Raw genomic sequence first — 25569 nt, forward strand, 5'->3', positions numbered from 1 at the left:
GTGGCGAGGGGGCTTGCCCCCGTTGGGCTGCGCAGCAGCCCCCAAAGATTTTCAATCCTGAATCCTTGGGGGAGCGCTCCGCACTCCAACGGTGGCAAGCCCCCTCGCCACAAATTTAGAGGGCGAACGGTAGAGGTGTATGCACCTGCTGCCGCTGCGCCAGCCGCTGCTCGAATTCCTTCGGATCGTGAATCAACACGTCCTGCCCGGCAAACTGCTCCGCCGCGATCAACCGCGACAGCCAGAACCGCACACACGCCACGCGCAGCATCGTCGGCCACAACTCAGCTTCCGCCGCCGTGAATGGTCGCAGCGCCGCATAAGCGCCAAGGAACGCCCGCGCTCGTGGGCCGTCGATCAGGCCATCATCGTCCGAACACCAGTCATTCAAGGCAATCGCCACGTCGTACAGCATCGGCCCCGAACAGGCGTTGTAGAAGTCGATCAGCCCGGTCAGGTGAGTGCCTTCGAACATCGCGTTATCGCGAAACAGGTCGGCATGAATGTTCGCCCGAGGCAGCGCGAGAATCTTCTCTTTGCGCTCGGTGATTTCATCGAGGGCCTTTTGCAACAAGGCACGCGGCTCGTCGCTCAGGTGCGAGAGAAACTCGGTGCCCTCCTCCTGCATCCAGTCCAGGCCGCGATCGGTCTTGCGCTTGATCATGCGCTCGCCCTGAGTCGCCAGGTGCAGATGCGCCTGCAACTCGCCAACCTGCGCGCAATGCTGGGCGTTGGCGACCTTAATGTGTTTGCCCGACAGACGCGGCTGCAGCAGCGCCGGTTTGCCCTTCAGCTCACGCAGCGCCACGCCGTCGGTGGTGCGCAGTGCGTAAGGCACCGGCAGATCGGCCTCGTGCAGCACGTCGAGCAGGTCGATGAAGAACGGCATCTCCTGCACCGGGCCGCGCTCGACCAGGGTCAGAACGAACTCGCCCTGCTCCAGACTGATAAAGAAATTGGTGTTTTCGCTGCCGGCGGCGATCCCCTGGAAATCGAGCAGACGGCCAAGCCCGTAAGGGGCGAGAAAGGTTTCCAGCTCGGGCCGAGCCAGGGGGGTGAACACAGACATGGTTAAAAACTGCTCAGTTCGGGCGCCGCCAGCACAGCGGCGCCGATTAATTTAAGAGACTACTTCCATTCGAAAATCTTCCATGCCGGAATCAACATATCCGGCTGATCAGAACGGATGAAGTTTGCATCGGTACCGTCCGCACGCACCAGAAAATAGGGCGGGAATCCTTTCTTGGTGACCTTGATCGCATACAGGAAACCGTTCTGACGGTACTCCTGGATGGTTTGGTCACCCTCGGTACGGATGGTAACTTCCGGCTCCGCCGACGGCGCATCATCCGCCGCCATCGCGGCCAGCGGTGAGACAGCAATCAAACTGACCAGCAGCAAGCGATTTAACGTACGCATGATAACCTTGTCCCTTTGTCGTCAACGGTCCCGCTATTCTAGCGCCGGGCCCGCCGAAAAGGTTGATTCTGCTCATGAGCCAAGCCCCCCTCGTCCTGGTGGACGGTTCGTCTTACCTGTACCGCGCTTTCCACGCACTGCCACCGCTGACCACCTCCAAAGGCCTGCCCACCGGCGCGGTCAAAGGTGTGCTGAACATGCTCAAGAGTCTGCGCAAGCAGTACCCGGACAGCCCGTTCGCCGTGGTCTTCGACGCCAAGGGTGGGACATTCCGCGATGAGATGTACGCCGAATACAAGGCCAACCGTCCCAGCATGCCCGACGACATGCGTGTGCAGATCGAGCCGCTGCATCAGAGCGTGATCGCCCTCGGCTTCCCGCTGCTGTGCGTGGAAGGCGTCGAGGCTGACGACGTGATCGGCACCCTGGCGCGCAGCAGCGCGGCGGCGGATCGCCCGGTGATCATCTCCACCGGCGACAAGGACATGGCGCAACTGGTCGACGGCCACATTACCTTGGTCAACACCATGTCCGGTAGCTCGATGGACGTGGAGGGCGTGAAGGAGAAATTCGGCGTCGCTCCGGAGCAGATCATCGATTATCTGGCGCTGATGGGCGACTCTTCCGACAACATCCCGGGCGTTCCCGGCATCGGCCCGAAGACTGCGTCCGGCCTGCTGGTGGGCGTCAACGGCGGCCTGACCGAGCTCTACGCGCAGCTCGACATCGTGCCGACCCTGCCGATTCGCGGGGCCAAGACCCTGCCGGCCAAGCTCGAAGAGCACAAGGAGATGGCGTTCCTCTCCTATCAACTGGCGACCATCAAGGTCGACGTGCCGCTGGACATCGGCCTCGACGACCTGCGCATGGGCCCGGAAGACCCGGCCAAACTCTACGAGCTCTACACCCTGCTGGAATTCAAGAGCTGGCTGAATGATCTGGATCGCGACGCCAAGCGCCAGGAACTGAGCGCAGCCACCGAGCTCACGCCGCCCGACGATCTGTTCAGCGCGCCAGCAGCAGAAGCCCCTGCAGCGCCTGCTGAAGCCGCGTACGAAACCATCCTCGATCAAGCGCGCTTCGACGTCTGGCTGGAAAAACTGCACAACGCCAAACTGTTCGCCTTCGACACCGAAACCACCGGCATCGACGCGCAACAGGCACAGTTGGTCGGCCTCTCATTTGCAGTGCAGGCCAACGAAGCGGCGTACATCCCGCTGACCCACTCCTACATCGGCGTGCCGGAGCAGCTGGATCGCGACACCGTGCTGCGCGCGCTCAAGCCGATTCTGGAAGACCCGAACAAACTCAAGGTCGGTCAGCACGCCAAGTTCGACATGAACATTCTGGCCAACTGCGCCATCGGCGGCGATCAAAGCCAGGGCATCAACGTGCGCGGCATCGCCTTCGACACGATGCTTGAGTCGTACGTGCTCAACTCCACCGCCACCCGCCACGACATGGACAGCCTCGCGCAGAAGTACCTGGACCACACCACCGTGAGCTTCCAGGACATCGCCGGTAAAGGCGCCAAGCAACTGACCTTCGACCAGATCGCCCTGGAACAGGCCGGGCCGTACGCCGCCGAAGACGCCGACATCACCTTGCGTCTGCACCAGACCCTGTTCGAAAAGCTCAGCGCGATCCCGAGCCTGGCCAGCGTGCTGACCGATATCGAAATCCCGCTGGTGCCGGTGCTGGCACGCATCGAGCGCCAGGGCGCGTTCGTCGACGCTGAACTGCTCGGTATCCAGAGCATTGAACTGGGCAACAAGATGGTCGCGCTGGAGCGCGAAGCGTTCGAGATCGCCGGAGAAGAGTTCAACCTCGGCTCACCGAAGCAATTGGGCGTGATCCTCTACGAAAAACTCGGCCTGCCGGTGCTGAAGAAAACCGCCAAGGGCCAGCCATCGACCGCCGAGGAAGTGTTGGCGAAACTCGCCGAGGACGATCACCGCTTGCCGAAAGTGCTGATGGAGCACCGCTCCATGAGCAAGCTGAAGAGCACCTACACCGATCGCCTGCCGGAGCAGATCAACCCGCGCACCGGGCGCATCCACACCTCGTATCATCAGGCCGTGGCGTCCACCGGTCGCTTGTCCTCCAGCGATCCGAACCTGCAGAACATTCCGGTGCGCACCGCTGAAGGCCGGCGCATCCGCCAAGCCTTCGTGGCACCAAAAGGCTACAAACTGCTGGCCGCGGACTACTCGCAGATCGAACTGCGGATCATGGCCCACCTGTCCAAAGACGAAGGCCTGATGAACGCCTTCCGCAACAACCTGGACGTGCACACCGCGACCGCCGCCGAAGTGTTCAAGGTCGAGCTCGACGAAGTGACTTCCGATCAGCGCCGTGGCGCCAAGGCGATCAACTTCGGCCTGATCTACGGCATGGGCGCGCAAAAGCTCGGCAAGGACATCGGCGTCGACACCAAGACCGCCAAGGCCTACATCGACACCTATTTCGCCCGCTACCCGGGCGTGCGCGAATACATGGAGCGCACCCGCAAGCAGGCGGCCGATCAGGGCTACGTCGAGACGTTCTTCGGCCGTCGCCTGTACCTGCCGGAAATCAATTCGAACAAGCCGCAGGAGCGCGCCGCCGCCGAACGCACGGCGATCAACGCGCCGATGCAGGGCACCGCGGCGGACATCATCAAGAAAGCCATGGTGGCGGTGGATAACTGGCTGGCTTCGTCCGGACTGGACGCCAAAGTCATCCTGCAGGTGCACGACGAACTGGTGCTGGAAGTTCGCGAGGATCTGGTCGATCAGGTGAGCCAGGAAATCCGCCTGCACATGAGCGAAGCGGCGAAACTGGACGTGCCGCTGCTGGTGGAAGTCGGCGTCGGCAACAACTGGGATGAAGCTCACTAAGGCGTCTGGCCCGGGCGTTTGCCGCGACACATCGTCGCGGCAAACGCCCGAAATGACCTTATTTCGAAACGCGCTTGGCGTTATTCCAAAGCTTTTTGAAAAAAATCTGAACTAATCTGACAACTCACTACTCAGAGATACTGAATGGCTGGTGAAGCCCTTCGATGCTCCTATGTTGTGTTAAGTGTTGGCAGATATCTGAACCCCGCCCTAGCGGTTCGGACCTTAAACCCCGGAACTTCTCCCTCCCCATATGAAGTCCGGGGCTTTTTTTGCCTGCGATTTACTCAGCAGGCAATTCAGCGCCTTTATCAGCCAGTTCCATCCAGCCTGCCAACACAGTGTAGGCCTCTTCCAGCCCCATGCGTTTTGGTGCGGAGAACAACTGGATCGTCACCAGATCACCCCAGCCCTTGCGAATTTCCGACTGCACTTTCAGCAGCGTGTTCTTGGCTGCGCCGTAGGTCAGCTTGTCGGCCTTGGTCAGCAGAATGTGCATCGGCATGCCGGCCGCAACGGCCCAGTCGAGCATCAGCAGGTCGAAGTCGGTCATTGGATGACGGATGTCCATCATCAGAATCAAACCCTTCAAACTCTCCCGGCCACCGAGGTAAGCCTCAAGGTGACGCTGCCAGTGTTGCTTGAGCGGGATCGGTACTTTTGCATAACCGTAGCCCGGAAGGTCGACCAGACGCCGTTCATCGTCTAGCTTGAAGAAGTTCAACAGCTGTGTGCGACCCGGGGTTTTCGAGGTGCGCGCCAGGCTGGCGTGAGTCAGGGTGTTCAGCGCGCTGGATTTACCGGCGTTGGAACGACCGGCGAACGCCACTTCGAAGCCTTCGTCGTCAGGGCATTGATCGACTTTGGCGGCACTGAGCATAAACGTGGACTGTTGGCACAGGCCGAGGATGGGATTCTTGAGTTGCATGGGATTTCCGATGTGGGCGGCGCCGGGATTGGGCGCGGAACGCGGTGTCGCTTCCGTTTCAGTGACGCCAGTATATAATGCCGCAGATTTTGTGTGTGCTTTGTCCCAGCGAAGGATGAAGTTCACGAGAGCCAAAGACCTTGATTGCGCATCAGAACGCAGAACGCTCTCAACCCTGAAAAGGTCGTTTTATGACGAAATGGCTGCTGGCTGCCGGAGTCCTGATACCGCTTTACAGCGCACAGGCTACACAGGAACCGGAAGCCGTGTACAACCGTGTTTGTGGTGCCTGTCATTCCGGCCAACTACCCATGGCGCCCGAAAGAGGCGATCAGGAAGCTTGGACGCCGAGGTTGGCGAAAGGTATGGAGACGCTGGTGCAACACGTGACCCAGGGTTTCAAGGCGATGCCGCCGCGTGGTTTGTGCATGGACTGCAGTGCCGAGGATTACCAGGCCATCATCCTTTGGATGAGCGAGAGTAAACCCGGTCCATAACTCTTAACCCTTAGCCGTAGTTGGATTAGCTGATGAACAAATTGATCGTGAGTCTGCTGTTGACCGTGGGAATCTCCGGCATGGCCCATGCTGCAGGTGATGCAGCCGCCGGCCAGGCAAAAGCTGCCGTATGCGGAGCCTGCCATGGCCCGGACGGGAACAGCATGGCACCAAACTTCCCGAAACTGGCCGGTCAAGGTGAACGCTACCTGACCAAGCAACTGCACGACATCAAGTCGGGCAAGCGCACCGTTCTGGAAATGACGGGCCTGCTGACCAACCTGAGCGATCAGGATCTGGCCGACATCGCTGCCTACTTCGCCAGCCAGAAAGGCAGCGTCGGCGCAGCTGATCCAAAAATCGTCGCCCGTGGTGAAGCGCTGTTCCGTGGCGGCAATCTGGAAAAAGGCCTGCCAGCCTGCACCGGCTGCCACTCGCCGAACGGGGCCGGCAACGCCGCCGCCGGCTTCCCGCATCTGGGTGGCCAACACGCTCAATACATCGCCAAACAACTGACCGACTTCCGCAAGGAAGACCCGGCCGCCGGTCGCAGCAACGACGGCGACGCCATGACCATGCGCACCATCGCGCGCAAACTGAGCGACGAAGACATCGCCGCGGTCGCCAGCTACATTCAAGGTCTGCACTAAGACCGCGCTGGCAGCGATAGATCTCGCGCGACGTTAACGCTCGATTAATCCGTCGCAGCAAGTATAAAAAGGGTGGCTTTGGCCGCCCTTTTTTGTGGCCGCTGCCGTTACACTACAGAACTCATGCCCGCCAGGATCTGTCTGAAAACAGGTCGCGCGAGGCGACCCAAATTGTCCAGGAGTAAAGCATGCGTAATCTGATCATCAGCGCCGCTCTCGTCGCTGCCAGCCTGTTCGGCGTGACCGCCCAGGCCGCCGAAGCACCGGCCGCCCCTTACGTCGAACTGGCCAACCCGGTACCGGTTGCAGAGCCTGGCAAGATCGAAGTGGTCGAGCTGTTCTGGTACGGCTGCCCGCATTGCTACGCCTTTGAGCCAGTGATCAACCCTTGGGTTGAGAAACTGCCATCCGACGTCAACTTCGTGCGTATTCCAGCCATGTTCGGTGGCCCATGGGACGCTCACGGCCAGATGTTCCTGACCCTCGAAGCCATGGGTGTCGAGCACAAGGTTCACAACGCCGTATTCAATGCGATTCAGAAAGAACACAAGAAGCTGACTGACAAGAACGACATGGCTGACTTCCTCGCCACCCAAGGCGTGGACAAGGACAAGTTCCTCGCCACCTTCGACTCTTTCGCCATCAAAGGTCAGATCGTCAAGGCGCGTGAACTGGCCAAGAAGTATGAAATCACGGGCGTGCCAACCATGATCGTCAACGGCAAGTACCGCTTCGATATCGGCTCCGCCGGTGGTGCCGAGCAAGCGCTGAAACTGGCTGACGACCTGGTAGCCAAAGAGCGAGCAGCCAACAAGGCAGCTGCCAACTAAGCGCGGTAATCGCCATGCGCCGCTGGGGAACCGAACGCATCGTTGGCCTGCATGATCCGCAGGTCAACGAGCATCACCTGGAGTCCACGGGCCTGCCCGCAGACCATCGTCTGCGCTTGCTCAGTTTCAATATTCAGGTCGGCATCAGCACCGAGCGCTATCGGCATTACCTGACCCGTAGCTGGCAGCATCTGCTGCCGCACACCGGACGCTCCGGCAATCTGCAGAAGATCGGTGACCTGCTTGGCGACTTCGATCTGGTCGCCCTGCAGGAAGCCGATGGCGGCAGCCTGCGCTCAGGCTACGTCAATCAGGTCGAACACCTGGCGCACCTCGGCGCTTTCCCCTACTGGTATCAACAACTCAATCGCAACCTTGGCCGACTGGCCCAGCACAGCAATGGCGTGCTCAGTCGACTGAAGCCGTGGGCGATCGAAGACCATCCGCTGCCCGGCCCGAAAGGTCGCGGCGCCATCCTGCTGCGCTTCGGCGAAGGCCCGGAGGCACTGGTGGTGGTGATGATGCATCTGGCCCTCGGCGCACGGGTGCGCAGCCTGCAACTGGCCTATATTCGTGACCTGATCGGTGGCTACAAGCACCAGGTATTGATGGGCGACATGAACACCCATGCCAGCGATCTGCTACAACAGTCACCGTTACGCGATCTCGGCTTGCTGGCCCCGCAGATGGAAGCCACGTTTCCCAGCTGGCGGCCGCAGCGTTGCCTTGATCATATTTTGCTCAGCCCGACCCTGACCCTGGAAAAGGTCGAAGTGCTGGCCCAACCCATTTCCGATCACCTGCCGGTCGCGGTAGAGATTCGTCTGCCGGGTTCGCTCACGGCCGATGCATTGCCCGCGTTGAGTCCTGCCCCTCGCGGAACCCTTGAATGAGCGACGACGCCCAGCGCTGGAAAGAGAAGTACCTCAAAAGCATCGAACAACAGGACAAGCTCGAACGTCGCTGGGCCGCCAGGCTCGACTTGCTGCGTCGCGGCCTGGTGCGCAGCACCCTGGCGGCCGAAGGCACCGACAAAGCCGTTGATCAGTGCATGAAAGAGATGCGCGACGTGGTGCGCACCGACGACATGGATGCCGGCCTCGCCGCCCTGTTGCCACGCCTGGAAAAAGCCGTGCTCGACTCCGAGCAGCGCCGCGAGACCCGAATCGATCAGGTCAGCACGGCGCTGACCGCGCTGGTCACCCAGTTGCAAGCCTTGCCGCTGCCGCGGGAAGTCGCGCAGCCGCTGAAGAAATTCGCCAAGCAACTCGACAGCCGGGTCGGTCAGGCGCGGGAAATGCCGCTGCTGCTGAGCGAACTCAGCGGCTTGCAGGGCAAGGCGTTAAGCCAGCTGGAAACACCCGCCGAACCGGACCGCCCGGGCTTTCTGCAGCGCCTGTTTGGCAGCCGCGACAGCGAAGAGACTCCGGCAACGCCAGTGGCACCGCCGACAGCGGATCAATCTCAAGCACCGGCGCCATCTCCCAGCACTGCGCCGACACCCGAGCCCGTGCAGCTGGCGCCCGTCGAGCCGATTCCGCCGGCGCCAGCCATTGCGCGCCCTGTCGAGCAAACACCTGAAGCCACCCATCCCGAGGCGCCAGCCGCGCAAACACAGGCCGAACCGCCTGTGGTTACGTGCGTGCCGCCGGTTATTGCTGTCGAGACAGCCAACGACACAGCTACCGCCCCCACGCTGCCGGTACCCGAAACCAAACCCGAGCCAACAGCCGCCCCGAGCGCACCGCCAGCCCCTGTAACGGCGATCAACCCCGATGAGCTGATCCATCCCGGCGACCGTCCGAACCCGACCCCGCTGCTCCTTGACAGCCTGCCTCTGCCCGGCCCCATCGCCCAGGCACTGGCCGCCATCGATCCGGAGCAATCCGAGCAGGACATTCTCTACGCCCTGCCCGACTCGCCGGAGCCGTCCTATAGCTCGGTGGCCAAACACATCGAAGACACGCTGATCGGGCTGCTCGACGACCTGACGTTGCCCGAGCGCCACCGACCGCAAGCCGAGGCAATGCGTGATCGGTTGAAAAATGGACTGAATTGGTACGAACTGCTGCCGATTCTCGACGATCTTGCCACCTTGATGCTGGCGATCACCGACAGCGGCCAGCACGAGTTCGAAGCCTATCTGCAGCAACTCAACGAACGCCTCGAAGCGTTCCAGAGCAATCTGCAGGCCGCCAGCGAGGGCCACGCCGACAACAGCTCGGCGGCGCGGGCGATGGACACGCAGATTCGCGAACAGGTCGACGGCTTGCAGACCAGCGTGCAGGAGGCAGCCGATCTGGATGACCTCAAGCAAGTGCTGGAGAACCACCTCGAAGGCCTGCTCGGCACCATGGACCAGCACCAGAAACAGCGTGACGCCCGCGAGCAGGAAGTCGCGGCACGCCTCAAGGGCCTGGCCGAGCGCGTGGCGCACATGGAGCAGGAAGCCCTGGGCTTCCGCGAACACCTGGAAGAACAACGCCAGAAAGCCCTGATCGACCCGCTCACCGGCCTGCCCAACCGCGCCGCGTGGAGCGAACGGCTCGAACACGAGATCAAACAGTGGCAGCAGCACGGCAACACCTTGAGCCTGGCGATGCTCGACCTCGATCACTTCAAAAGAATCAACGACAGTTACGGCCATCTGGCCGGCGACAAGGTGTTGAAGATCATCGCCACGGTGCTGCGCAAACGCCTGCGCGCTGCCGATTTCATTGCCCGTTTTGGCGGTGAGGAGTTCGTTCTGCTGCTGCCGGCCACCACGCCTGCGGTGGGCGCCAAACTGCTGGAGACCCTGCGCGCGGCGATCGAAGCCTGCCCGTTTCACTTCAAGGGTGAACGGGTGACGATCACCATTTCCATGGGGCTGGCGTCATTCCGGGCGGGAGAACACAGCGATCTGGTGCTCAAAAGAGCCGATCAGGCGCTGTACCGGGCAAAAAATGCTGGACGCAACCGGGTCGAGCTGGGCTGAGCAATTGTTCCATTTTGTTTAAATCAGCCCGTTGGCCGTCGATACGCAAGGCAGTACGTTACACTGTTGCATTATTGTCTTGCGTGTACTGCCTTCTGCCATGAAATTTATTGCCCTCCTCGCGTCGCTACTCGTTCTGGCCGGTTGTGCCAGCGGCCCGCGTTACGACACCAGCCATCCTTCGGCCAATCACGACAGCCGCGTTCAGTTCGTGATCGTGCACTACACCTCCGCCTCACTGGCGCGCTCGCTGCAATTGCTGACCCACGGCGAAGTCAGCAGCCACTACCTGATCGGCGACGACAAAAGCGGCACCATCTACAAACTGATGGATGAAAACCAGCGCGCCTGGCACGCCGGAGAAAGCCAATGGCAGGGCCGCACCTGGCTCAACTCCAGCTCGATCGGCATCGAAATCGTCAACCCGGGCTTCAAGGACACGCCGACCGGGCGTCTGTGGTATCCGTACAGCGAAGCGCAGATTCAATCGCTGATCGTGCTGCTCAAGGACATCAGCAAGCGCCAGGGCATCAGCCCGCGCCATATCATCGGCCACAGCGACATCGCGCCGCTGCGCAAACTCGATCCGGGCCCGCTGTTCCCGTGGAAGCGTCTGGCCACCGAAGGCCTGGGCGTGTGGCCCAATGAACAAGCAGTGGCGCGTCAGCAGGCGCAGTTCAACGCCGAGCTGCCGAGCATCAGCTGGTTCCAGGCGCAACTGGCGCGCGTCGGTTACGACACCCCGCAAACCGGCGAGCTGGACGTAGCGACTCGCCACGTACTGGCGGCCTTCCAGATGCACTTCCGCCCTTCGCGCTTCGACGGCACGCCGGACGCGCAAACGGCGGCGTTGTTGCTGGTACTCAACCAGACAAAATAATGACGCCCGCCCGACGGTCAGGGCGAAAACGCAATCAGCAGCTATAACTCATTGGTAACTCTTCGGATATTCCATGATGGTTGCTACCCGAGAGACGCTGCGTAGCTGGTTTTATCGCCCCGTTTTTTTGGCGATGATCGCGGCTGTCCTCAGTGCTGCGCTGTTGATCACGGGCGCAATGTTCTTCGCCATGCACCAGATCGAACAGAAAGAAAGCCAGGAGATGAACGCTCAGGGCGAGCGTTTTCTGGCCCGTCTCGAGCAATTGTTCGGGCAACTGCGCGAAAGTCTCGATGACCTTGAGGCGCAGCCGTTGCGCAGTTGCGATGACGAAATGATCGCCACCCTGCAACAGGTCACCTTCAACTATCGCTTCGTCTATGAAGCGGCCTACATGGATGGCACACGAATCTGCTCCAACCGGCCCCGACAGGAAGGGTTGACGGTGGTTCGTGCGCCGGACATCAAAGGTCCGACTTACAGCTATTGGCTCAACACCACCACCGAACCCGATGAAAACCGTGCCGCGCTGATGCTTGGGCGCGGCAATTTTCGTGTGGCGACATCCCGCGGGCATTTGACGGACATGGTCGACCTGCCGCCGGACAGCAGCCTGCTGGTGGTGCTGGATCACGGCAAGCGGGCCATTCCGGTACTCGGCTCGGCTCAGGCGTGGCCACCGACCGAAGCCTGGCCGCCGAAAAGCCGCGAAGCCCTGCAAGTCACCCACTCACGGCTGATCTACCGCATGCCCACCAACAACCCGGAATACCAATTGGTGCTGATCACCCCACGCAGCAGCCTGCACATTCAGTCGGTCTGGTGGTGGATGGTGCCGGTCTGCCTGTTACTGGGGGCGTTTTCCGGGTTCTGCGTGTTTTTGCTGGTGCGCCAGCGCCAGTCGCTGGATGCCGAGCTCCAGGGTGCGATCCGGCGTGGCGAGCTGCAGGTGCTGTATCAGCCGATCTTCGACCTCGACAACCGCAACTGCGTGGGCGCCGAAGCCCTGCTGCGCTGGCGCCGACCGGACGGCACGCTGACCAGCCCGGATCTGTTCATTCCCCTGGCGGAAAACACCGGACAGATCCGGCAGATGACCGATTTCGTCCTGCAACGGCTGCTCGAGCAACTGGGGCCGGTGCTGCGCGCCAACCCGCAGCTGTACATCTCGGTCAACCTCGCCGCTTGCGACGTGATGGTGCCGCGCATCGGCCAGGTCATGGCCAAACTGCTGACCCTGCACCGGGTTGAGGCGCGGCAGATTGCCTTCGAGGTCACTGAACGCGGGCTGATCGATGTCGTGGTGGCTCGGGAGAATCTGCAAGCCCTGCGCAATGTCGGCCACCAGGTGCTGATCGATGACTTCGGCACCGGCTATTGCAGCCTCGCCTACTTGCAAACGCTACCGGTGGACTGCCTGAAGATCGACAAGGCGTTCATCGACGCGCTCGGACATGACGCGGCCAGCAGCGGCGTGGCGCCACACATCATTCACATGGCGCAGGCACTGGATCTTAAAGTGATCGCCGAGGGTATCGAGCACGAAGCGCAAGCCGTGTTTCTCAGCAGTGAGGGGGTGAAGTTCGGTCAGGGCTGGTTGTTCGCCCAGGCCTTGAGTGCGGTGCAGTTCATCGAACTGATCACCCGTGGACGGCGCCTTGCCGGGCGCCGGCTGGACGACGAAGCCTAGACCGCCAGCGCCATGTAGAACTGCGTGCCCTGCCCCGGCCGCGAATAGACCCCCATCCGCCCGCCGTGCAACTGCACGATTTCCTTGCACAGCGCCAGCCCGAGACCGGCGCCGCCCTTCTTGCGCCCGACCTGCACGAACGGTTCGAAGATCCGCCCCTGCTGACCGTAGGCAATGCCTTCGCCGTTGTCTTCGACGCTGATGATCACCCGTTCGCCATGTCGGCGCGCCTGCAGGCGAATCTGCCCGTCGCGGGCGGTATGGCGCAGGGCGTTGTCGATCAGGTTATCGAGCACCCGGTCGAGTTGCGCCTGATCAGCCTGCAGGCGCGGCAACGGCCCCTGCACTTCGACGCTCAGGGCAATGCCTTTGCCCGCGGCCGAATCAGCGAAGCGCAATTGCGCCTGCTCCAGCAAGTCCTCGATGGAGCACGGTGCCAGCGTGAGTTTCTGCAAGCCGTTCTGGTAGCGCGAGAAGTTGAGCAAGTCGTTGATCAACTGCATCAGGCGCTGCATCTCCTCGTTGACCGTGTCGAGCAGGTCCGCCTCGCGTGAATCCGGTGGAAACTTCGCCCGCTCGCGAAACAGGCCGAACGCCATGTGCATGCCGGTGACCGGTGTGCGCAGTTCATGGGAGGCGCGCAGCACGAACTCGCTGCGTACCCGCTCGAAAGCCCGTTGCTCGGTGACGTCGTGCAGCACCATCACCGCACCGAGAATATGCCCTTGCGTGTGGCTGACCGGGGTCAGGCTGTACGTCAGCAAGCGGGATTCGCCATCGACTTCGATGCTCAAATCTTCCGGAGCACGCTCCAGCGTGCCGCCGCGCAGCACCAGTTGCAGCTGCGCGTCGAGTTCCGGGCGCTCAAGCGCCGTGCCCAAGCCTTGGCCGAGACGATCGCTGTCCCAACCCAATTGCCGCTGGGCCACCGGATTGAGGTGCTCCAGATGCCCTTCGCGATCGATCATCAGCAAGCCGTCGTCGATGCTGTCGAGCACCGCCTGCAAACGCTGCTGGCCGGCCAGCAGCTCGTCGACGTTGGTCGCCTGATGCTCGCGCAGCGCTTCGGCCATCAGCCCGAAGCGCTTGGTCAGCTGGTTCATTTCCATCGCCGAGGAAATCGGCAGGGTCACTTCGAAATTGCCCTGGCCGATATTGTCCGCCGCTTGCGCCAGCGCCTCGATCGGCGCGCCGAAGCGCCGAGCGATCGCATGGGCCGTGACAAAGCCGATGATCAACACTGCCAGCCCTACCAGCCCGAGCAGGCCAGCGACCAGCAGCGCCCGGTCTCGGGCGTCATGCTGTACCGCGTTGATGTTGTCGAGCGCATGTTTGTGTTCGGCAATCAGACCGTTGCGCAGCGTATTGAAGCGCTCACGCAAATCGCCGGTGCCACTCAAGGCACTGGCCGGGTCACGTACCTGTTCGAACGTCTGGAGGAAACGCTGGTAATCGGCCTTGGCTTGGCTGAAGCCGTATTGGCGACCATCGCCAACCTCTTCTTGGGCAATGCCTTGATCGAGAAGCTGCAAATACTGCTGCTTCGACGCTTCGAACGCAGCGGCATCCGGTTTTTCGGCGAGCATCATGATCAGTTGATCGCCGAGGGTCTGCCGCAGCTTGAGGCCCAGATCAAGGGTGACGAAGTTATTGCGGATCAGCGTTTCCTGAGTCCCGGCCATCTGCATCACGCTGACCAGCCCGAGCAACAGCCCGAGCAAGGCCACCGTGATCAGCGCAGAAATGCTCAGGAACAAGCGGGTCCGCAACTTCATCGCCAGTTTCATCGCCGGGCGCTCACAGGTTGTACTGCTTGCGCTTGCGATACAGGGTCGACGCGTCAATGCCCAGGGTCTTGGCCGCTTGATCGAGGGTGCCAGCGGTCGCCAGCACCGCACCGATGTGGGCTTTTTCCAGCTCATCCAGGCTCAGCGCAGCACCAACCCGTGGCGCGTTGTTTGCCGGTTGCTCGGCCATGCCGAGGTGGCTGATTTCCACGCGCTCCTGCGGGCAGATAATGCTCGCCCGCTCCACCACGTTGCGCAGCTCACGGATATTACCCGGCCAGCGATAGCCGAGCAGCGCTTCCCGCGCCTCGTCACTGAAGCCCCGGGCCGGACGGGCATACTCTTTGACGAACCGCGCAAGGAAGCGATCCGCCAGAGTCAGGATGTCCTCGGCGCGCTCGCGCAACGGCGGCAGATGCAGGGTGATCACATTGAGGCGATACAGCAGGTCCTCGCGGAAGCGACCGTCGCGCACCATGTCTTCAAGGTTGAGGTTGGTCGCGGCGAGAATGCGCACGTCGGCACGGCGAGTGACCGGATCCCCTACCCGCTCGTATTCCTTGTCTTGAATGAAACGCAGCAACTTGGGTTGCAACGTCAGAGGAAAATCGCCGATTTCGTCAAGAAACAGCGTGCCGCCGTCCGCCTGATTGACCCGACCCAAAGTGCTTTCGCTGGCCCCGGTAAACGCGCCGCGACTGTGGCCGAACAATTCGCTTTCCATCAGCTCGGCGGTCAACGACGGGCAGTTGATGGTCACGCAGGATTTTTTCTCGCGTTTGCTCCAGCCATGAATGGCCCGGGCCAGCTCCCCTTTACCGGTACCGGACTCGCCCAGAATCAGAATGTTGGCGTCGGTGCTCGCGACCTGGCGCGCGGTTTCCAGCACGACTTTCATCGCCGGGCTGTGGGAGTCGAGGCCGTCCTTGGGTTTGCGGATCTCGCCTTCGAGGGCTTCGAGGCGCGCCGAGAGCTGGCGCACTTCCAGTTGCTTGGCGGTCGCCAGACGCAACTGGTCGGGGCTACACGGCTTGACCAGATAATCGGCGGCGCCGGCCTGGATCGCATCCACGGCGGTATCGACGGCCGAGTGCGCGGTGACGATCACCACGCGCATCCACGGCGCCTGGATACGCATCTGCGCCAGCACATCCAGACCGTTGTCTTCGCCCAGACGCAAATCAAGGAAACAAAGGTCGAACACCTGGCGTTGCAACAATGCCTCGGCCTGAGCCGCGCTGTTGGCGGTGGCCACCGTATAACCTTCGTCTTCGAGGCAGTAACGAAAGGTTCGCAGGATGGCGGACTCGTCGTCCACCAGCAGAATGCGGCCTTGATGCTCAGTGGCAGATTCCATTTTTCCTACGCTCCATAAGTGATTGGTCTTGGTTAGTCCCGGAAAAATCGGGCAAGTTGCATGGTCGATTCTGAACGATGCCGGACATAGCAGAGTAGCCCTCTCCCGCCCTCACAGCCAATCCGTTGATTTTATTGGTTTTCTGCACACACACCGATTTACCGGTGCTTGCCTGCGTCCTTTTCTGACCTCCGCGGCTCGCTCTCAATTCAATAAGAATGAAATCTCCTACGAAATAATCATGCATTTCGCACGACCGTAGATGGCCCATCGTGCAGGATGCGTCTCAGATGCTTTCCCGATAACCAGTAACTTGTTGATTTTATTGGTTATTTTTCAAATAAAAAACTGGCATGCAGGCTGCAATAACTCATTCAGCCCGGGCAGATTCCACTGCCCCAACCGAATAAGAGTGAGGAACCCAGGATGACTCGCCAACGTGCCGCCCAAGTGCGTATCTCGCCACTGCATATCCAGCAAGGCCTGTTTGGCGTACTTGCACTGTTGATCACCCTGATCGCCTGCCAGCAATACCTGAGCTGGGAGAACAGCCAGAAGCCAGAACCGCTGATCTCGATTCAATACAGCACGCAGACGCACTTCAGTGCCGTCAGCAGCAGCCAGGCCGAAAGCGCCTCGATGCGCATGATGGATGTCGATCAGGCACAGCCGCTGGATCAACTGCCACGTGAAGAGCGCTGGGTTTTCTGACGAACCAACGAATTCGGGCGCATCGCGCCGGGACACGCAACATCCCTAAATAGAGAAGTAAGGAGAATCACCATGTTGAGCTGGGCAATTACATTCTTGATCATTGCCATCATCGCCGCCGTACTGGGCTTCGGTGGTATCGCGGGCACCGCCACGGGTATCGCCAAGATTCTCTTTGTCGTGTTCCTGGTGATGTTCATCGCTTCCTTCTTCTTTGGCCGTCGCGGCCGAGGTTAACGATGAGTGCTTTAAAGACACTGGCAGCCGCCCTGCTTCTGGGCGGTAGTGCCATGGCGATGGCGGCCAATGATGGCCAGGCGCGGGTCAACGAGCTGCTCAGCTCCGACCCGCAATACCGGGAAACCTGGCAAGGCGTGGTCAAACATGAAGAACGCCTGCCGGAATGGGTGATGAACCTGTCCGGTGCGCCAGACCAGCAGATGAATGCCGTGACGGAAGACGGCGACAAGTATCTGGTGGGGCCGCTCTGCGAATCCGCAGACAAGTGCCTCAACCACCGCTTGATCGTAGCGTTCAGCTTCGACAAGAAGGATGCCTACGCCATGCTTGTCGATGTGCCCGAAGGACTGCCGGCCGACAAGTCGCCAACGCGACATGCCACCTACCGCTTCCTCGGCAAACCGGATCAGGGCATGCAGAATCTGTTGATGGAAACCCTGAAGAAAGACCCGAACTGGTACTGATTCGAACATGAGGACAGCGCCCTGCTGTTCTTTATTGCGCCCGCCCGAGGAAGGTCGGCGCATGACCAGGGGGCCGGGACGTTCTGACTGTTGCAGGGTCGGAGTGACCTACGGGTACAGGGAGTGCCTGCGCGAGGGCCGGGTCAGGGTAAAAGCTGCGACGCAGGTTCGCCGGCCCTCGGCGGCTCGACGGACTTGCGCTGAGCTTTTTGCGATACAAAACATTGATCTAGAGCGTTCTGCTCGTCTTTTTATGGTTCAGACTGCGCGCGAAAATATTTCGCCGTGTTTCCTGGTGACCGTATATCGAGAAAGAGTCCTTTTAAACAGTGGGACTTCTAGTCTGCAAATGTAGGCTTTTTCTTAAATTTTTCGCCAAATTTACTCGTTCAAAAAATAACCAACCCAAGCTGGAATGGCCGGTTCACGGCACTTATGGCGGCTGAAATGTCGTAATCGAACCGGTTGGGACGCCTGTTTCATTTAAAAAAACTCATGCCGATTCGGCATAGGGTAGGCGTTTACGGCATTAGACGGCGCAACCTTGCATCGGAATAGTTGCGCCTTTTTTCGCCTGCCGAAGAGCCGTAAACACGCGCTTCGGGGCACCTTATACGGAGGCAGATGCACAGACTTTTCCGCTAAAGAGCGTTCCAGTTCCTGCATGTGCCTGAGTCAAACGCAAGTAAGGGTAAAGATAATGAAGAAGGCAAAACTCAGCCTCGCCTGGCAGATCCTCATCGGTCTGGTTTTAGGGATTGCAATTGGTGCGTTGCTCAACCATTTCAGCGCCGAGAAAGCCTGGTGGATCAGCAACGTCCTGCAACCGGCAGGCGATATCTTTATCCGTCTGATCAAGATGATCGTGATCCCGATCGTCATCTCCTCCCTGATCGTCGGCATCGCCGGTGTAGGCGACGCCAAGAAACTCGGGCGGATCGGCCTGAAAACGATCATCTATTTCGAAATCGTCACCACCATCGCGATCATCGTCGGCCTGCTGCTGGCCAACCTGTTCCATCCGGGTACCGGCATCGACATGAGCACCCTGGGCACGGTGGACATCTCCAAGTACCAGGCGACCGCCGCCGAAGTGCAGCATGAACACGCGTTCATCGAGACCATCCTCAACCTGATCCCGTCGAACATCTTCGCGGCCATCGCCCGCGGCGAGATGCTGCCGATCATCTTCTTCTCCGTGCTGTTCGGCCTCGGTCTGTCGAGCCTGCAGTCGGACCTGCGCGAGCCGCTGGTGAAGATGTTCCAGGGCGTTTCGGAAAGCATGTTCAAAGTCACCCACATGATCATGAACTACGCCCCGATCGGCGTATTCGCATTGATCGCGGTGACCGTCGCCAACTTCGGCTTCGCCTCGCTGCTGCCGCTGGCCAAGCTGGTGATCCTGGTTTACGTCGCCATCGCCTTCTTCGCCTTCGTGGTGCTGGGCCTGATCGCCAAGCTGTTCGGCTTCTCGGTGATCAAGCTGATGCGCATCTTCAAGGATGAGCTGGTCCTGGCCTACTCCACCGCCTCCTCGGAAACCGTGCTGCCACGCGTCATCGAGAAGATGGAAGCCTACGGCGCACCGAAAGCCATCTGCAGCTTTGTGGTGCCGACCGGTTACTCGTTCAACCTCGACGGCTCGACCCTGTACCAGTCCATCGCGGCGATCTTCATTGCCCAGCTGTACGGCATCGACCTGTCGATCAGCCAGCAACTGCTGCTGGTGCTGACCCTGATGGTCACCTCCAAAGGCATCGCCGGTGTACCGGGCGTGTCCTTCGTGGTGCTGCTGGCCACCCTGGGCAGCGTCGGTATTCCGCTGGAAGGCCTGGCGTTCATCGCCGGTGTCGACCGCATCATGGACATGGCCCGTACCGCACTGAACGTGATCGGCAACGCCTTGGCGGTACTGGTTATCGCGCGTTGGGAAGGCATGTACGACGACGCCAAGGGCCAGCGCTACTGGAACTCCCTGCCGCACTGGCGCAGCAAGGAAAAACTGCCGGCTGGCGAAATCTCCAAGAACTGAGATCAAACCCTCGCACCGATCCCTGTGGCAAGGGGGCTTGCCCCCATTGGGGTGCGAAGAGCCCCCGAGAATTGGCGACCTGGCATTTTCTGACACACCGTATCAGCAGATTTACGACTGCTTCGCAGCCGAACGGGGGCAAGCCCCCTCGCCACAGTCCTCCCACAGGGATCGATACACGCCGAACAAACAAACCCCGGAGAAATCCGGGGTTTGTCGTTTCTGGCGACCCCGCTATCATTCGCCGCATCTTCCGGGGGATTTGACTGATGCTTAATGGCCTGTGGCTTGGCTTCTTCGTCGTGGCAGCCATCTCTGCGCTGGTGCAGTGGCTGGGCGGCGGCAACGCCGGGATTTTTGCGGCGATGGTGGAAAGCATTTTTGCCATGGCCAAGCTATCGGTCGAGGTGATGGTGCTGCTGTTCGGCACCTTGACCCTGTGGCTGGGCTTCCTGCGCATTGCCGAGAAGGCCGGGATCGTCGAATGGCTGGCCAAGGTCCTCGGGCCGCTGTTCCTGCGGCTGATGCCGGAGGTCCCGCCCGGTCACCCGGCGCTGGGCCTGATCACCCTGAACTTCGCCGCAAACGGCCTGGGGTTGGACAACGCCGCCACGCCGATCGGCCTCAAGGCGATGAAAGCGCTGCAGGAACTCAACCCCAGCGCGACCATCGCGAGCAACGCGCAGATCCTGTTCCTGGTGCTCAACGCATCCTCCCTGACCCTGTTGCCGGTGACGATCTTCATGTACCGCGCCCAGCAAGGCGCGCCGGACCCGACCCTGGTGTTCCTGCCGATCCTGCTGGCGACCAGTTGCTCGACCATCGTCGGCTTCCTCTCGGTGGCGTTCATGCAGCGCCTGCGCATCTGGGACCCGGTGGTGCTGGCCTATCTGATTCCCGGGGCACTGATCCTCGGCGGCTTCATGGCGTTGCTGGCGACGATGTCGGCCACGGCGCTGGCCGGGCTGTCGTCGATCCTCGGCAACCTGACGCTGTTCGGCCTGATCATGCTGTTCCTGGTGATCGGCGCGTTACGCAAGGTCAAGGTCTACGAGGCGTTCGTCGAGGGCGCCAAAGAGGGCTTCGATGTCGCCAAGAACCTGCTGCCGTATCTGGTGGCGATGCTCTGCGCGATTGGCGTACTGCGTGCTTCCGGAGCGCTGGACTTCGGCCTCGATGGCATTCGCCATCTGGTGCAGTGGGCCGGGTGGGACACGCGCTTTGTCGATGCGTTGCCGACGGCGATGGTCAAACCGTTTTCCGGCAGCGCTGCGCGGGCGATGCTGATCGAGACCATGAAGACCTCGGGCGTAGACAGCTTCCCGGCGCTGGTGGCGGCGACGGTGCAGGGCAGTACCGAGACCACCTTCTATGTGCTGGCGGTGTATTTCGGCGCGGTGGGGATTCAGCGGGCGCGGCATGCGGTGGGGTGTGCGCTGCTGGCTGAGCTGGCTGGCGTGCTCGGCGCGATTGGCGTCTGCTACTGGTTCTTCGGTTAACCACAAATCAAAAACTGTAGGAGTGAGCCTGCTCGCGATAGCGGTTTATCAGTCACCATCATCGGTGACTGTCAGTCCGTTATCGCGAGCAGGCTCACTCCTACAAGGGATTGTGTGAGGCTTAAGGGCTGGGGGCGACTTTCTGGCCTTGATCTACCGCCCAGGCAACAACCTTCGCGGTGAGCCGATCACTCGCCTGCCCAAACCCTGCAACCACCGCCGGCACCTGGACATCGCTCAGCGGCTGACGCTCTTCAAAGCGCCGGCTCGCCAGAATCCGCTGGTCATAACCGCGTACCAGCAATGCATCGACCCGCACTACAACGCTGGCCTGATTGCCCTGATACTCGGTCTGAAAGGCCTGCAAGCTGCCACCCAGCTCCAGATCCGCAGCGAAGTTGCTGTCATCGGTACTGAGCAGCGTCACCCGGCCATCACGCGCAAAGCCATCGAGCAGCCGGTTGCGCACCAGCACCGGCGCCGGATCGCTCCAGCGCGAGGCCTTGTAGCTGCTGATCACGTCACCCTGTGGAATCACCGCGATGCTCGGCCGGTTCAGCGCTTCGCTGGCCTGCAGTTTGTTCAGGCGCAGCGACCAGCGCTGTGTCGCCGCTGAGCTGGCCGAGGCGGGCGCTTGCGCGGCGGGAAGGCGATAAACGTCCGACGGCTCAGCCTTGGGCAGGATCGAGCACGCACTGAGCAGCGTGAGGCTGGCGGCGAAGAGGGCGAGGCGAGTCAGCTTCATGGCGTGAACTCCTTGTTCTTGTCACTGCCCAGCAGGTAACCGCTGGGGTTGGCCTCCAGGCGTTGAGAAATGGCGCGCAGCGAAGTCAGGGTCTCGCGCAGTTCGCGGATGGCCGGGGCCAGGCCATTGAGGCCCTGCATGCCGTTGTCGAGGGAGTTCTGGTTCTTGCTCAGCAGGTCGTTGATGGTGGCGCTGCTCTGTTCCAGTGACTTCATCGCTTGCCCGGCACTGCCCAGCGCCTGCTTGCCCTGATCATTGAGCAGGCCGTTGGCATTGCGCATCAGCGCCGAGGTTTGCTCAAGCATGCTGCCGGCCTGCTTGCCGACGCTCGCCAGTTGCTGCATGGCCTGACGCAAGTCGCCGCGTTGATCATTGATCGAGCCGGTGGTCTGCTCCAGATGCGCCAGAGTGTTGCTGACGCGCTCGACGTTCTCCTGGGAGAACATCTGGTTGGCATTGCTCAGCAGTGCGGTGATGCCGGTCATCAAATCGTTGCTGTCGTTGAGCAGCCGGGAAATGGGCGAGGGTGCCGCGACGATAGTCGGCAATTCGCCGTCATGCCCGCGCAGTTTCGGACTCTCCGGGGTGCCGCCGCTTAGCTGGATGATCGAGGTCCCGGTGATCCCGGCCAATGCCAGTTTGGCCTGGGTGTCTTCCTTGACCGGCGTGTCGCCGCCCAGACGAATCCGCGCCAGCACCCGACGCGGGTCTTTCGGGTCGAGGCGCAGGTTGACCACGTCGCCGACCTTGATCCCGCTGTACTGCACCGGGCTGCCCTTGGACAGGCCGCTGACCGCCTCGTTGAAGACGATCTCGTAATCCTTGAACTCGGTGTCGACGCTGGACTTGGCCAGCCACAGGCCGAAGAGCAGGGCGCCTGCCACCACTATCACCGAGAACAGGCCGATCAACACATGATGGGCTCGGGTTTCCATGTCAGACCTCGTTGAGCAATTTGGCGGCGTCCAGCGCCGAGCGGCCGCGCGGGCCGTGGAAGTATTCGTGAATCCACGCGTCATCGGTTTCCGAGACCACGTCGATAGGGCCGGCGACCAGCACCTTCTTCTGCGCCAACACCGCCACACGATCGGTGATGGTGTAGAGCGTGTCGAGGTCGTGGGTCACCAGAAACACGCTCAGGCCCAGCGCATCGCGCAGGGTCAGGATCAGTTGATCGAACTGCGCCGCGCCAATCGGATCGAGGCCGGCGGTGGGTTCGTCGAGAAACAGGATGTCCGGGTCCAGCGCCAGCGCCCGGGCCAGTGCGGCGCGCTTGATCATGCCGCCGGACAGCGAGGCCGGGTATTTGTCCGCCGCCGATAATGGCAACCCGGCCAGTGCCAGTTTCACCGCCGCCAGATGCTCGGCGTCGTTGCGGCTCAGGCCGGCGTGCTCGATCAGGGGCAGGGCGACGTTCTCGGTCACCGTCAGCGAGGAGAACAGCGCGCCTTTCTGGAACAACACGCCGAAGCGCCGCTCGACCAGCGAGCGCTCGTGTTCGGACAGGCTCGGCAGGTTCTGGCCGAAGACTGTCACGTTGCCTTCGCTGGGCCGACGCAAACCGACAATACTGCGCAGCAACACCGATTTGCCGCTGCCGGAGCCACCGACCACGGCAAGGATCTCGCCTTTGTACAGATCCAGATCGAGGTTCTCGTGCACGCTCTGGCTGCCGAAGCGATTGCACAGGCCACGGACTTCGATCACCGCCTCCGAGGGCGCGCGGGGTAGACGACTCACCAGCCCATCTCCATGAAGAACAGCGCAGCCACCGCGTCGAGCACGATCACCACGAAAATCGACTGCACCACGGCGGACGTGGTGTGTGCGCCGACCGATTCGGCGCTGCCGCTGACTTTGAAGCCTTCCAGGCAACCGATCGTCGCAATCAGAAAGGCAAAGACCGGCGCTTTCACCAGGCCGACCAGAAAATGCTGGATGCCGATGTCGCTTTGCAGCAGCGAGAGAAACATCGCCGGCGAGATCCCCAACGATACCGCACACACCACGCCCCCCCCGATGATGCCGCAGAGCATCGCCAGAAACGTCAGCATCGGCAGCGCCACCAGCATCGCCAGCACGCGCGGCACCACCAGCAGCTCCATCGGGTCGAGGCCGAGGGTGCGGATCGCATCGATCTCTTCATTGGCCTTCATCGAGCCGATCTGCGCGGTGAACGCACTGGCGGTGCGGCCGGCCATCAGGATCGCCGTGAGCAACACGCCGAACTCGCGCAAAAACGAGAACCCCACCAGGTCCACGGTAAAGATCGTCGCGCCGAAACTGGCCAGCACCGTCGCGCCGAGAAACGCCACCACCGCGCCGACCAGAAAGGTCAGCAGCGCCACGATCGGGGCGGCGTCGAGGCCGGTCTGTTCGATGTGTGCGACGACGGGGGTGATGCGCCAGCGCGTGGGGCGGAACAGGCTGCGGGCGATGGTTTCGAGGATCAGGCCAATGAAACCCAGCACTTGCAGGGTGTCCTGCCAGATCGTTTCCACCGCGCGCCCGATGCGGGACAACAGTTGCACGCTGACGCTGACTTCCGGCTCCTTGATCGGCACGCAAAAATCGGTCAGCGAGCGATACACGGTTTGCAGCAACGCGCGGTCAGCCGGGGAAATCGTGCAGTCGGGGTGTTCGGTGGATTTACCCAGGCGCTCGGAACCGAGCAACTCCACCAGCAGGGACGCGCCCGCAGTGTCGAGGGCGCCGAGGCTGTTGAGGTCAACCACGGTATTGGCGTCGTACTGGCCGTTAAGTTTTCCGGTCAGGTGCTTGAGGTCGGCGTAATGGGCAAGCGTCCAGTCCCCGGACACCCGCAGGCGGGCAGGGCTGAGCGACGTGTCCAGTTGGGCATTACCGGTCATCGAGCTGCTGGTCATAAGCTCCGTGCTTGTTCGGCTAAATACGCTGGCATACGTAATAGCACGAACCGGATTACTTTTCTTTGATCGCTGTGCTGTCCGTTACTGCAAAACGCAGCACGCCAATCACCTGACCGTCTTCGGTCAGCACTCGCACCTGCCACTTGCCCACCGGGTTGCCGGGGAAGTTCTGCTTGTGGGTCCAGGCACGGTAGCCTTCCTTGCGCCCGCCATGGATGTCGAGGGCAATACGGTCGACTTCCTGGCCGTTGAACTGCCACACGTGGTAGATCCGCTCATCCAGCCCGCGCGGCGCGTTGATTGCGGTGTAGGCATAGAGGCCGCCGTTGCGGATCTGCTCGGCGCTGACCTCGTCGAGGCTGTCGCCGGGGGTGCGGTCCTGCAATTGGGTGCTGATCGCCACGTCGGTCATCCACAACGTGGCCGGCGGCACCCACGAGCGCAGGGTCCAGCCGACCGCGCCGATACCGACGGTGATGCACAGGATCGCCAGCGCGTTGCGCACGGTGCGGATCGGGAAGATCGACGCCAGGCTCGGGAACGACAGCACCACCGCCGTGCCCAGCGCCCATTTGAAACTCTGTGCGGTGGTCAGGTGCATGATCACCGGCAGCGCGGTGAGCAGGGCGGCGAACAGGGTCAGGGTGTGCAGCGCAAGAAACGCCCAGCGCCGTGGCGCCAGCCATTTGTAATAGAGCGGGTCGACAATCGAGATCAGCGCGGCGATGCACAGCAGGCCGGTAAAGATCAGTTGGCCGCTGTTCCACGTCGTGGTGATGAAGAAGAAGGGCAGGACGAAAAACAGGCTTTCCTGGTGGATCATCTGTGTTGCGTAACGCAGCAGCGGCTGGGGGATTTCCCGCTTGAAGATGCGGGTGAACAACCCGGTCAGGGTGTTTTCCAGCATCAGCCAGATCCAGCTGAGCAGCATGATGAGGGTGATCCAGCTCGCCAGCCCTTGCTGACGATCGACCAGAATGAAACTGCCGACCCCGGAGATGAACCCGCCGAGCGCAATGACCCCGGGGTAGCGCTTTATCAATTCGAGAATGCGCTGGATCAGGAGGGGTATTTTCGGCATTTTGGCGGTTCACGA

At 61.3% G+C, this 25569-nt stretch carries 23 protein-coding genes; 13 read left to right on the forward strand and 10 right to left on the reverse strand.

The annotated features are described in order from the left end of the window. Positions 1 to 115: 115 nt before the first annotated feature. Positions 116 to 1069 (reverse strand): homoserine kinase, encoded by a 954-nt coding sequence (locus KKQ10_RS04925; protein ID WP_127649404.1) that lies wholly within the window; start codon positions 1067 to 1069, stop codon positions 116 to 118. A gap of 59 nt (positions 1070 to 1128) precedes the next feature. Beyond that, positions 1129 to 1419, reverse strand: coding sequence for a DUF2782 domain-containing protein (locus tag KKQ10_RS04930; RefSeq protein ID WP_127649406.1), 291 nt, complete (start codon positions 1417 to 1419; stop codon positions 1129 to 1131). A 74-nt stretch (positions 1420 to 1493) separates the two neighbouring features. On the opposite strand from KKQ10_RS04930, the gene polA reads away from it, so the two are divergent. After that, entirely contained in the window at positions 1494 to 4298 is a 2805-nt protein-coding gene (polA, locus tag KKQ10_RS04935) for a DNA polymerase I (protein ID WP_127649408.1), read from the forward strand. A 283-nt stretch (positions 4299 to 4581) separates the two neighbouring features. Here the strand turns inward: polA and yihA are convergent, their stop codons facing one another. After that, a complete protein-coding gene (gene yihA, locus KKQ10_RS04940) occupies positions 4582 to 5226 on the reverse strand; it encodes a ribosome biogenesis GTP-binding protein YihA/YsxC (RefSeq protein ID WP_115986479.1) in 645 nt (214 codons plus the stop codon). Between the two features lie 191 nt (positions 5227 to 5417). On the opposite strand from yihA, the gene KKQ10_RS04945 reads away from it, so the two are divergent. The 7 genes from KKQ10_RS04945 to KKQ10_RS04975 all read left to right on the forward strand — a co-directional run bounded on the left by KKQ10_RS04945 (position 5418) and on the right by KKQ10_RS04975 (position 12750). After that, on the forward strand, positions 5418 to 5723 hold the full coding sequence (locus tag KKQ10_RS04945) for a c-type cytochrome (protein ID WP_025112302.1): 306 nt from the start codon (positions 5418 to 5420) through the stop codon (positions 5721 to 5723). Between the two features lie 32 nt (positions 5724 to 5755). Further along, positions 5756 to 6373 carry a c-type cytochrome gene (locus tag KKQ10_RS04950; RefSeq protein ID WP_127649410.1) on the forward strand — a complete coding sequence of 206 codons (618 nt, stop codon included), beginning with the start codon at positions 5756 to 5758 and terminating at the stop codon, positions 6371 to 6373. A gap of 188 nt (positions 6374 to 6561) precedes the next feature. Then, on the forward strand, positions 6562 to 7203 hold the full coding sequence (locus tag KKQ10_RS04955; RefSeq protein ID WP_215500426.1) for a thiol:disulfide interchange protein DsbA/DsbL: 642 nt from the start codon (positions 6562 to 6564) through the stop codon (positions 7201 to 7203). Positions 7204 to 7217: 14 nt separating this feature from the next. Then, the gene (locus KKQ10_RS04960; RefSeq protein WP_215500427.1) at positions 7218 to 8096 is read left to right on the forward strand and encodes an endonuclease/exonuclease/phosphatase family protein; all 879 of its coding nucleotides are present in this window, start codon (positions 7218 to 7220) and stop codon (positions 8094 to 8096) included. Then, positions 8093 to 10180, forward strand: a complete 2088-nt coding sequence (locus KKQ10_RS04965; protein WP_127649416.1) for a diguanylate cyclase — start codon at positions 8093 to 8095, stop codon at positions 10178 to 10180. Before KKQ10_RS04960 ends, KKQ10_RS04965 begins: the two co-directional genes overlap by 4 nt. A 100-nt stretch (positions 10181 to 10280) precedes the next feature. Further along, positions 10281 to 11060: an N-acetylmuramoyl-L-alanine amidase gene (locus KKQ10_RS04970; protein WP_127649418.1), complete on the forward strand. Its 780-nt coding sequence runs from the start codon at positions 10281 to 10283 to the stop codon at positions 11058 to 11060. Positions 11061 to 11136: 76 nt separating this feature from the next. Further along, positions 11137 to 12750: an EAL domain-containing protein gene (locus tag KKQ10_RS04975; RefSeq protein ID WP_215500760.1), complete on the forward strand. Its 1614-nt coding sequence runs from the start codon at positions 11137 to 11139 to the stop codon at positions 12748 to 12750. Here KKQ10_RS04975 and KKQ10_RS04980 read toward each other — a convergent pair. Next, the gene (locus tag KKQ10_RS04980; protein ID WP_127649422.1) at positions 12747 to 14537 is read right to left on the reverse strand and encodes a KinB sensor domain-containing domain; all 1791 of its coding nucleotides are present in this window, start codon (positions 14535 to 14537) and stop codon (positions 12747 to 12749) included. The genes KKQ10_RS04975 and KKQ10_RS04980 overlap by 4 nt on opposite strands. 10 nt (positions 14538 to 14547) lie before the next feature. Next, entirely contained in the window at positions 14548 to 15894 is a 1347-nt protein-coding gene (algB, locus tag KKQ10_RS04985) for a sigma-54-dependent response regulator transcription factor AlgB (protein WP_016986437.1), read from the reverse strand. 426 nt (positions 15895 to 16320) lie between these two features. On the opposite strand from algB, the gene KKQ10_RS04990 reads away from it, so the two are divergent. The 5 genes from KKQ10_RS04990 to KKQ10_RS05010 all read left to right on the forward strand — a co-directional run bounded on the left by KKQ10_RS04990 (position 16321) and on the right by KKQ10_RS05010 (position 20840). Further along, positions 16321 to 16605 (forward strand): hypothetical protein, encoded by a 285-nt coding sequence (locus KKQ10_RS04990; RefSeq protein WP_215500428.1) that lies wholly within the window; start codon positions 16321 to 16323, stop codon positions 16603 to 16605. Between the two features lie 72 nt (positions 16606 to 16677). Further along, on the forward strand, positions 16678 to 16842 hold the full coding sequence (locus tag KKQ10_RS04995) for a DUF1328 domain-containing protein (RefSeq protein ID WP_003177151.1): 165 nt from the start codon (positions 16678 to 16680) through the stop codon (positions 16840 to 16842). 2 nt (positions 16843 to 16844) lie between these two features. Further along, positions 16845 to 17309: an inhibitor of vertebrate lysozyme family protein gene (locus KKQ10_RS05000; RefSeq protein WP_127649426.1), complete on the forward strand. Its 465-nt coding sequence runs from the start codon at positions 16845 to 16847 to the stop codon at positions 17307 to 17309. Between the two features lie 700 nt (positions 17310 to 18009). Next, positions 18010 to 19341 (forward strand): glutamate/aspartate:proton symporter GltP, encoded by a 1332-nt coding sequence (gene gltP, locus KKQ10_RS05005; RefSeq protein WP_215500429.1) that lies wholly within the window; start codon positions 18010 to 18012, stop codon positions 19339 to 19341. 269 nt (positions 19342 to 19610) lie between these two features. Next, positions 19611 to 20840, forward strand: a complete 1230-nt coding sequence (locus KKQ10_RS05010; RefSeq protein WP_127649430.1) for a spore maturation protein — start codon at positions 19611 to 19613, stop codon at positions 20838 to 20840. Positions 20841 to 20961: 121 nt separating this feature from the next. Here KKQ10_RS05010 and KKQ10_RS05015 read toward each other — a convergent pair whose 3' ends face one another. Genes KKQ10_RS05015 through KKQ10_RS05035 form a run of 5 tightly spaced genes read right to left on the reverse strand, consistent with a single transcriptional unit; the run spans position 20962 to position 25554 of the window. Further along, positions 20962 to 21585 carry an ABC-type transport auxiliary lipoprotein family protein gene (locus tag KKQ10_RS05015; RefSeq protein ID WP_127649434.1) on the reverse strand — a complete coding sequence of 208 codons (624 nt, stop codon included), beginning with the start codon at positions 21583 to 21585 and terminating at the stop codon, positions 20962 to 20964. Then, the gene (locus KKQ10_RS05020; protein ID WP_127649435.1) at positions 21582 to 22520 is read right to left on the reverse strand and encodes an MlaD family protein; all 939 of its coding nucleotides are present in this window, start codon (positions 22518 to 22520) and stop codon (positions 21582 to 21584) included. Before KKQ10_RS05020 ends, KKQ10_RS05015 begins: the two co-directional genes overlap by 4 nt. A 1-nt stretch (position 22521) precedes the next feature. Continuing rightward, on the reverse strand, positions 22522 to 23325 hold the full coding sequence (locus KKQ10_RS05025) for an ABC transporter ATP-binding protein (protein WP_215500430.1): 804 nt from the start codon (positions 23323 to 23325) through the stop codon (positions 22522 to 22524). Next, complete coding sequence (locus KKQ10_RS05030; protein ID WP_215500431.1) at positions 23322 to 24470, reverse strand: ABC transporter permease; 1149 nt, start codon at positions 24468 to 24470, stop codon at positions 23322 to 23324. Before KKQ10_RS05030 ends, KKQ10_RS05025 begins: the two co-directional genes overlap by 4 nt. Positions 24471 to 24525: 55 nt before the next feature. Continuing rightward, positions 24526 to 25554 carry a DUF5924 family protein gene (locus KKQ10_RS05035; protein ID WP_215500432.1) on the reverse strand — a complete coding sequence of 343 codons (1029 nt, stop codon included), beginning with the start codon at positions 25552 to 25554 and terminating at the stop codon, positions 24526 to 24528. Positions 25555 to 25569 lie beyond the last annotated feature (15 nt).

This window comes from Pseudomonas sp. MG-9 (assembly GCF_018729515.1).
Lineage (GTDB): Bacteria > Pseudomonadota > Gammaproteobacteria > Pseudomonadales > Pseudomonadaceae > Aquipseudomonas > Aquipseudomonas serboccidentalis.

What these genes read in the sequence shown, in the direction of transcription:
- KKQ10_RS04925 (WP_127649404.1), bottom strand. Translation starts at nt 1,069, where the DNA reads ATGTCTGTGTTCACCCCCCTGGCTCGGCCCGAGCTGGAAACCTTTCTC.
- KKQ10_RS04930 (WP_127649406.1), bottom strand. Translation starts at nt 1,419, where the DNA reads ATGCGTACGTTAAATCGCTTGCTGCTGGTCAGTTTGATTGCTGTCTCA.
- polA (WP_127649408.1), top strand. Translation starts at nt 1,494, where the DNA reads ATGAGCCAAGCCCCCCTCGTCCTGGTGGACGGTTCGTCTTACCTGTAC.
- yihA (WP_115986479.1), bottom strand. Translation starts at nt 5,226, where the DNA reads ATGCAACTCAAGAATCCCATCCTCGGCCTGTGCCAACAGTCCACGTTT.
- KKQ10_RS04945 (WP_025112302.1), top strand. Translation starts at nt 5,418, where the DNA reads ATGACGAAATGGCTGCTGGCTGCCGGAGTCCTGATACCGCTTTACAGC.
- KKQ10_RS04950 (WP_127649410.1), top strand. Translation starts at nt 5,756, where the DNA reads ATGAACAAATTGATCGTGAGTCTGCTGTTGACCGTGGGAATCTCCGGC.
- KKQ10_RS04955 (WP_215500426.1), top strand. Translation starts at nt 6,562, where the DNA reads ATGCGTAATCTGATCATCAGCGCCGCTCTCGTCGCTGCCAGCCTGTTC.
- KKQ10_RS04960 (WP_215500427.1), top strand. Translation starts at nt 7,218, where the DNA reads ATGCGCCGCTGGGGAACCGAACGCATCGTTGGCCTGCATGATCCGCAG.
- KKQ10_RS04965 (WP_127649416.1), top strand. Translation starts at nt 8,093, where the DNA reads ATGAGCGACGACGCCCAGCGCTGGAAAGAGAAGTACCTCAAAAGCATC.
- KKQ10_RS04970 (WP_127649418.1), top strand. Translation starts at nt 10,281, where the DNA reads ATGAAATTTATTGCCCTCCTCGCGTCGCTACTCGTTCTGGCCGGTTGT.
- KKQ10_RS04975 (WP_215500760.1), top strand. Translation starts at nt 11,137, where the DNA reads ATGGTTGCTACCCGAGAGACGCTGCGTAGCTGGTTTTATCGCCCCGTT.
- KKQ10_RS04980 (WP_127649422.1), bottom strand. Translation starts at nt 14,537, where the DNA reads ATGAAACTGGCGATGAAGTTGCGGACCCGCTTGTTCCTGAGCATTTCT.
- algB (WP_016986437.1), bottom strand. Translation starts at nt 15,894, where the DNA reads ATGGAATCTGCCACTGAGCATCAAGGCCGCATTCTGCTGGTGGACGAC.
- KKQ10_RS04990 (WP_215500428.1), top strand. Translation starts at nt 16,321, where the DNA reads ATGACTCGCCAACGTGCCGCCCAAGTGCGTATCTCGCCACTGCATATC.
- KKQ10_RS04995 (WP_003177151.1), top strand. Translation starts at nt 16,678, where the DNA reads ATGTTGAGCTGGGCAATTACATTCTTGATCATTGCCATCATCGCCGCC.
- KKQ10_RS05000 (WP_127649426.1), top strand. Translation starts at nt 16,845, where the DNA reads ATGAGTGCTTTAAAGACACTGGCAGCCGCCCTGCTTCTGGGCGGTAGT.
- gltP (WP_215500429.1), top strand. Translation starts at nt 18,010, where the DNA reads ATGAAGAAGGCAAAACTCAGCCTCGCCTGGCAGATCCTCATCGGTCTG.
- KKQ10_RS05010 (WP_127649430.1), top strand. Translation starts at nt 19,611, where the DNA reads ATGCTTAATGGCCTGTGGCTTGGCTTCTTCGTCGTGGCAGCCATCTCT.
- KKQ10_RS05015 (WP_127649434.1), bottom strand. Translation starts at nt 21,585, where the DNA reads ATGAAGCTGACTCGCCTCGCCCTCTTCGCCGCCAGCCTCACGCTGCTC.
- KKQ10_RS05020 (WP_127649435.1), bottom strand. Translation starts at nt 22,520, where the DNA reads ATGGAAACCCGAGCCCATCATGTGTTGATCGGCCTGTTCTCGGTGATA.
- KKQ10_RS05030 (WP_215500431.1), bottom strand. Translation starts at nt 24,470, where the DNA reads ATGACCAGCAGCTCGATGACCGGTAATGCCCAACTGGACACGTCGCTC.
- KKQ10_RS05035 (WP_215500432.1), bottom strand. Translation starts at nt 25,554, where the DNA reads ATGCCGAAAATACCCCTCCTGATCCAGCGCATTCTCGAATTGATAAAG.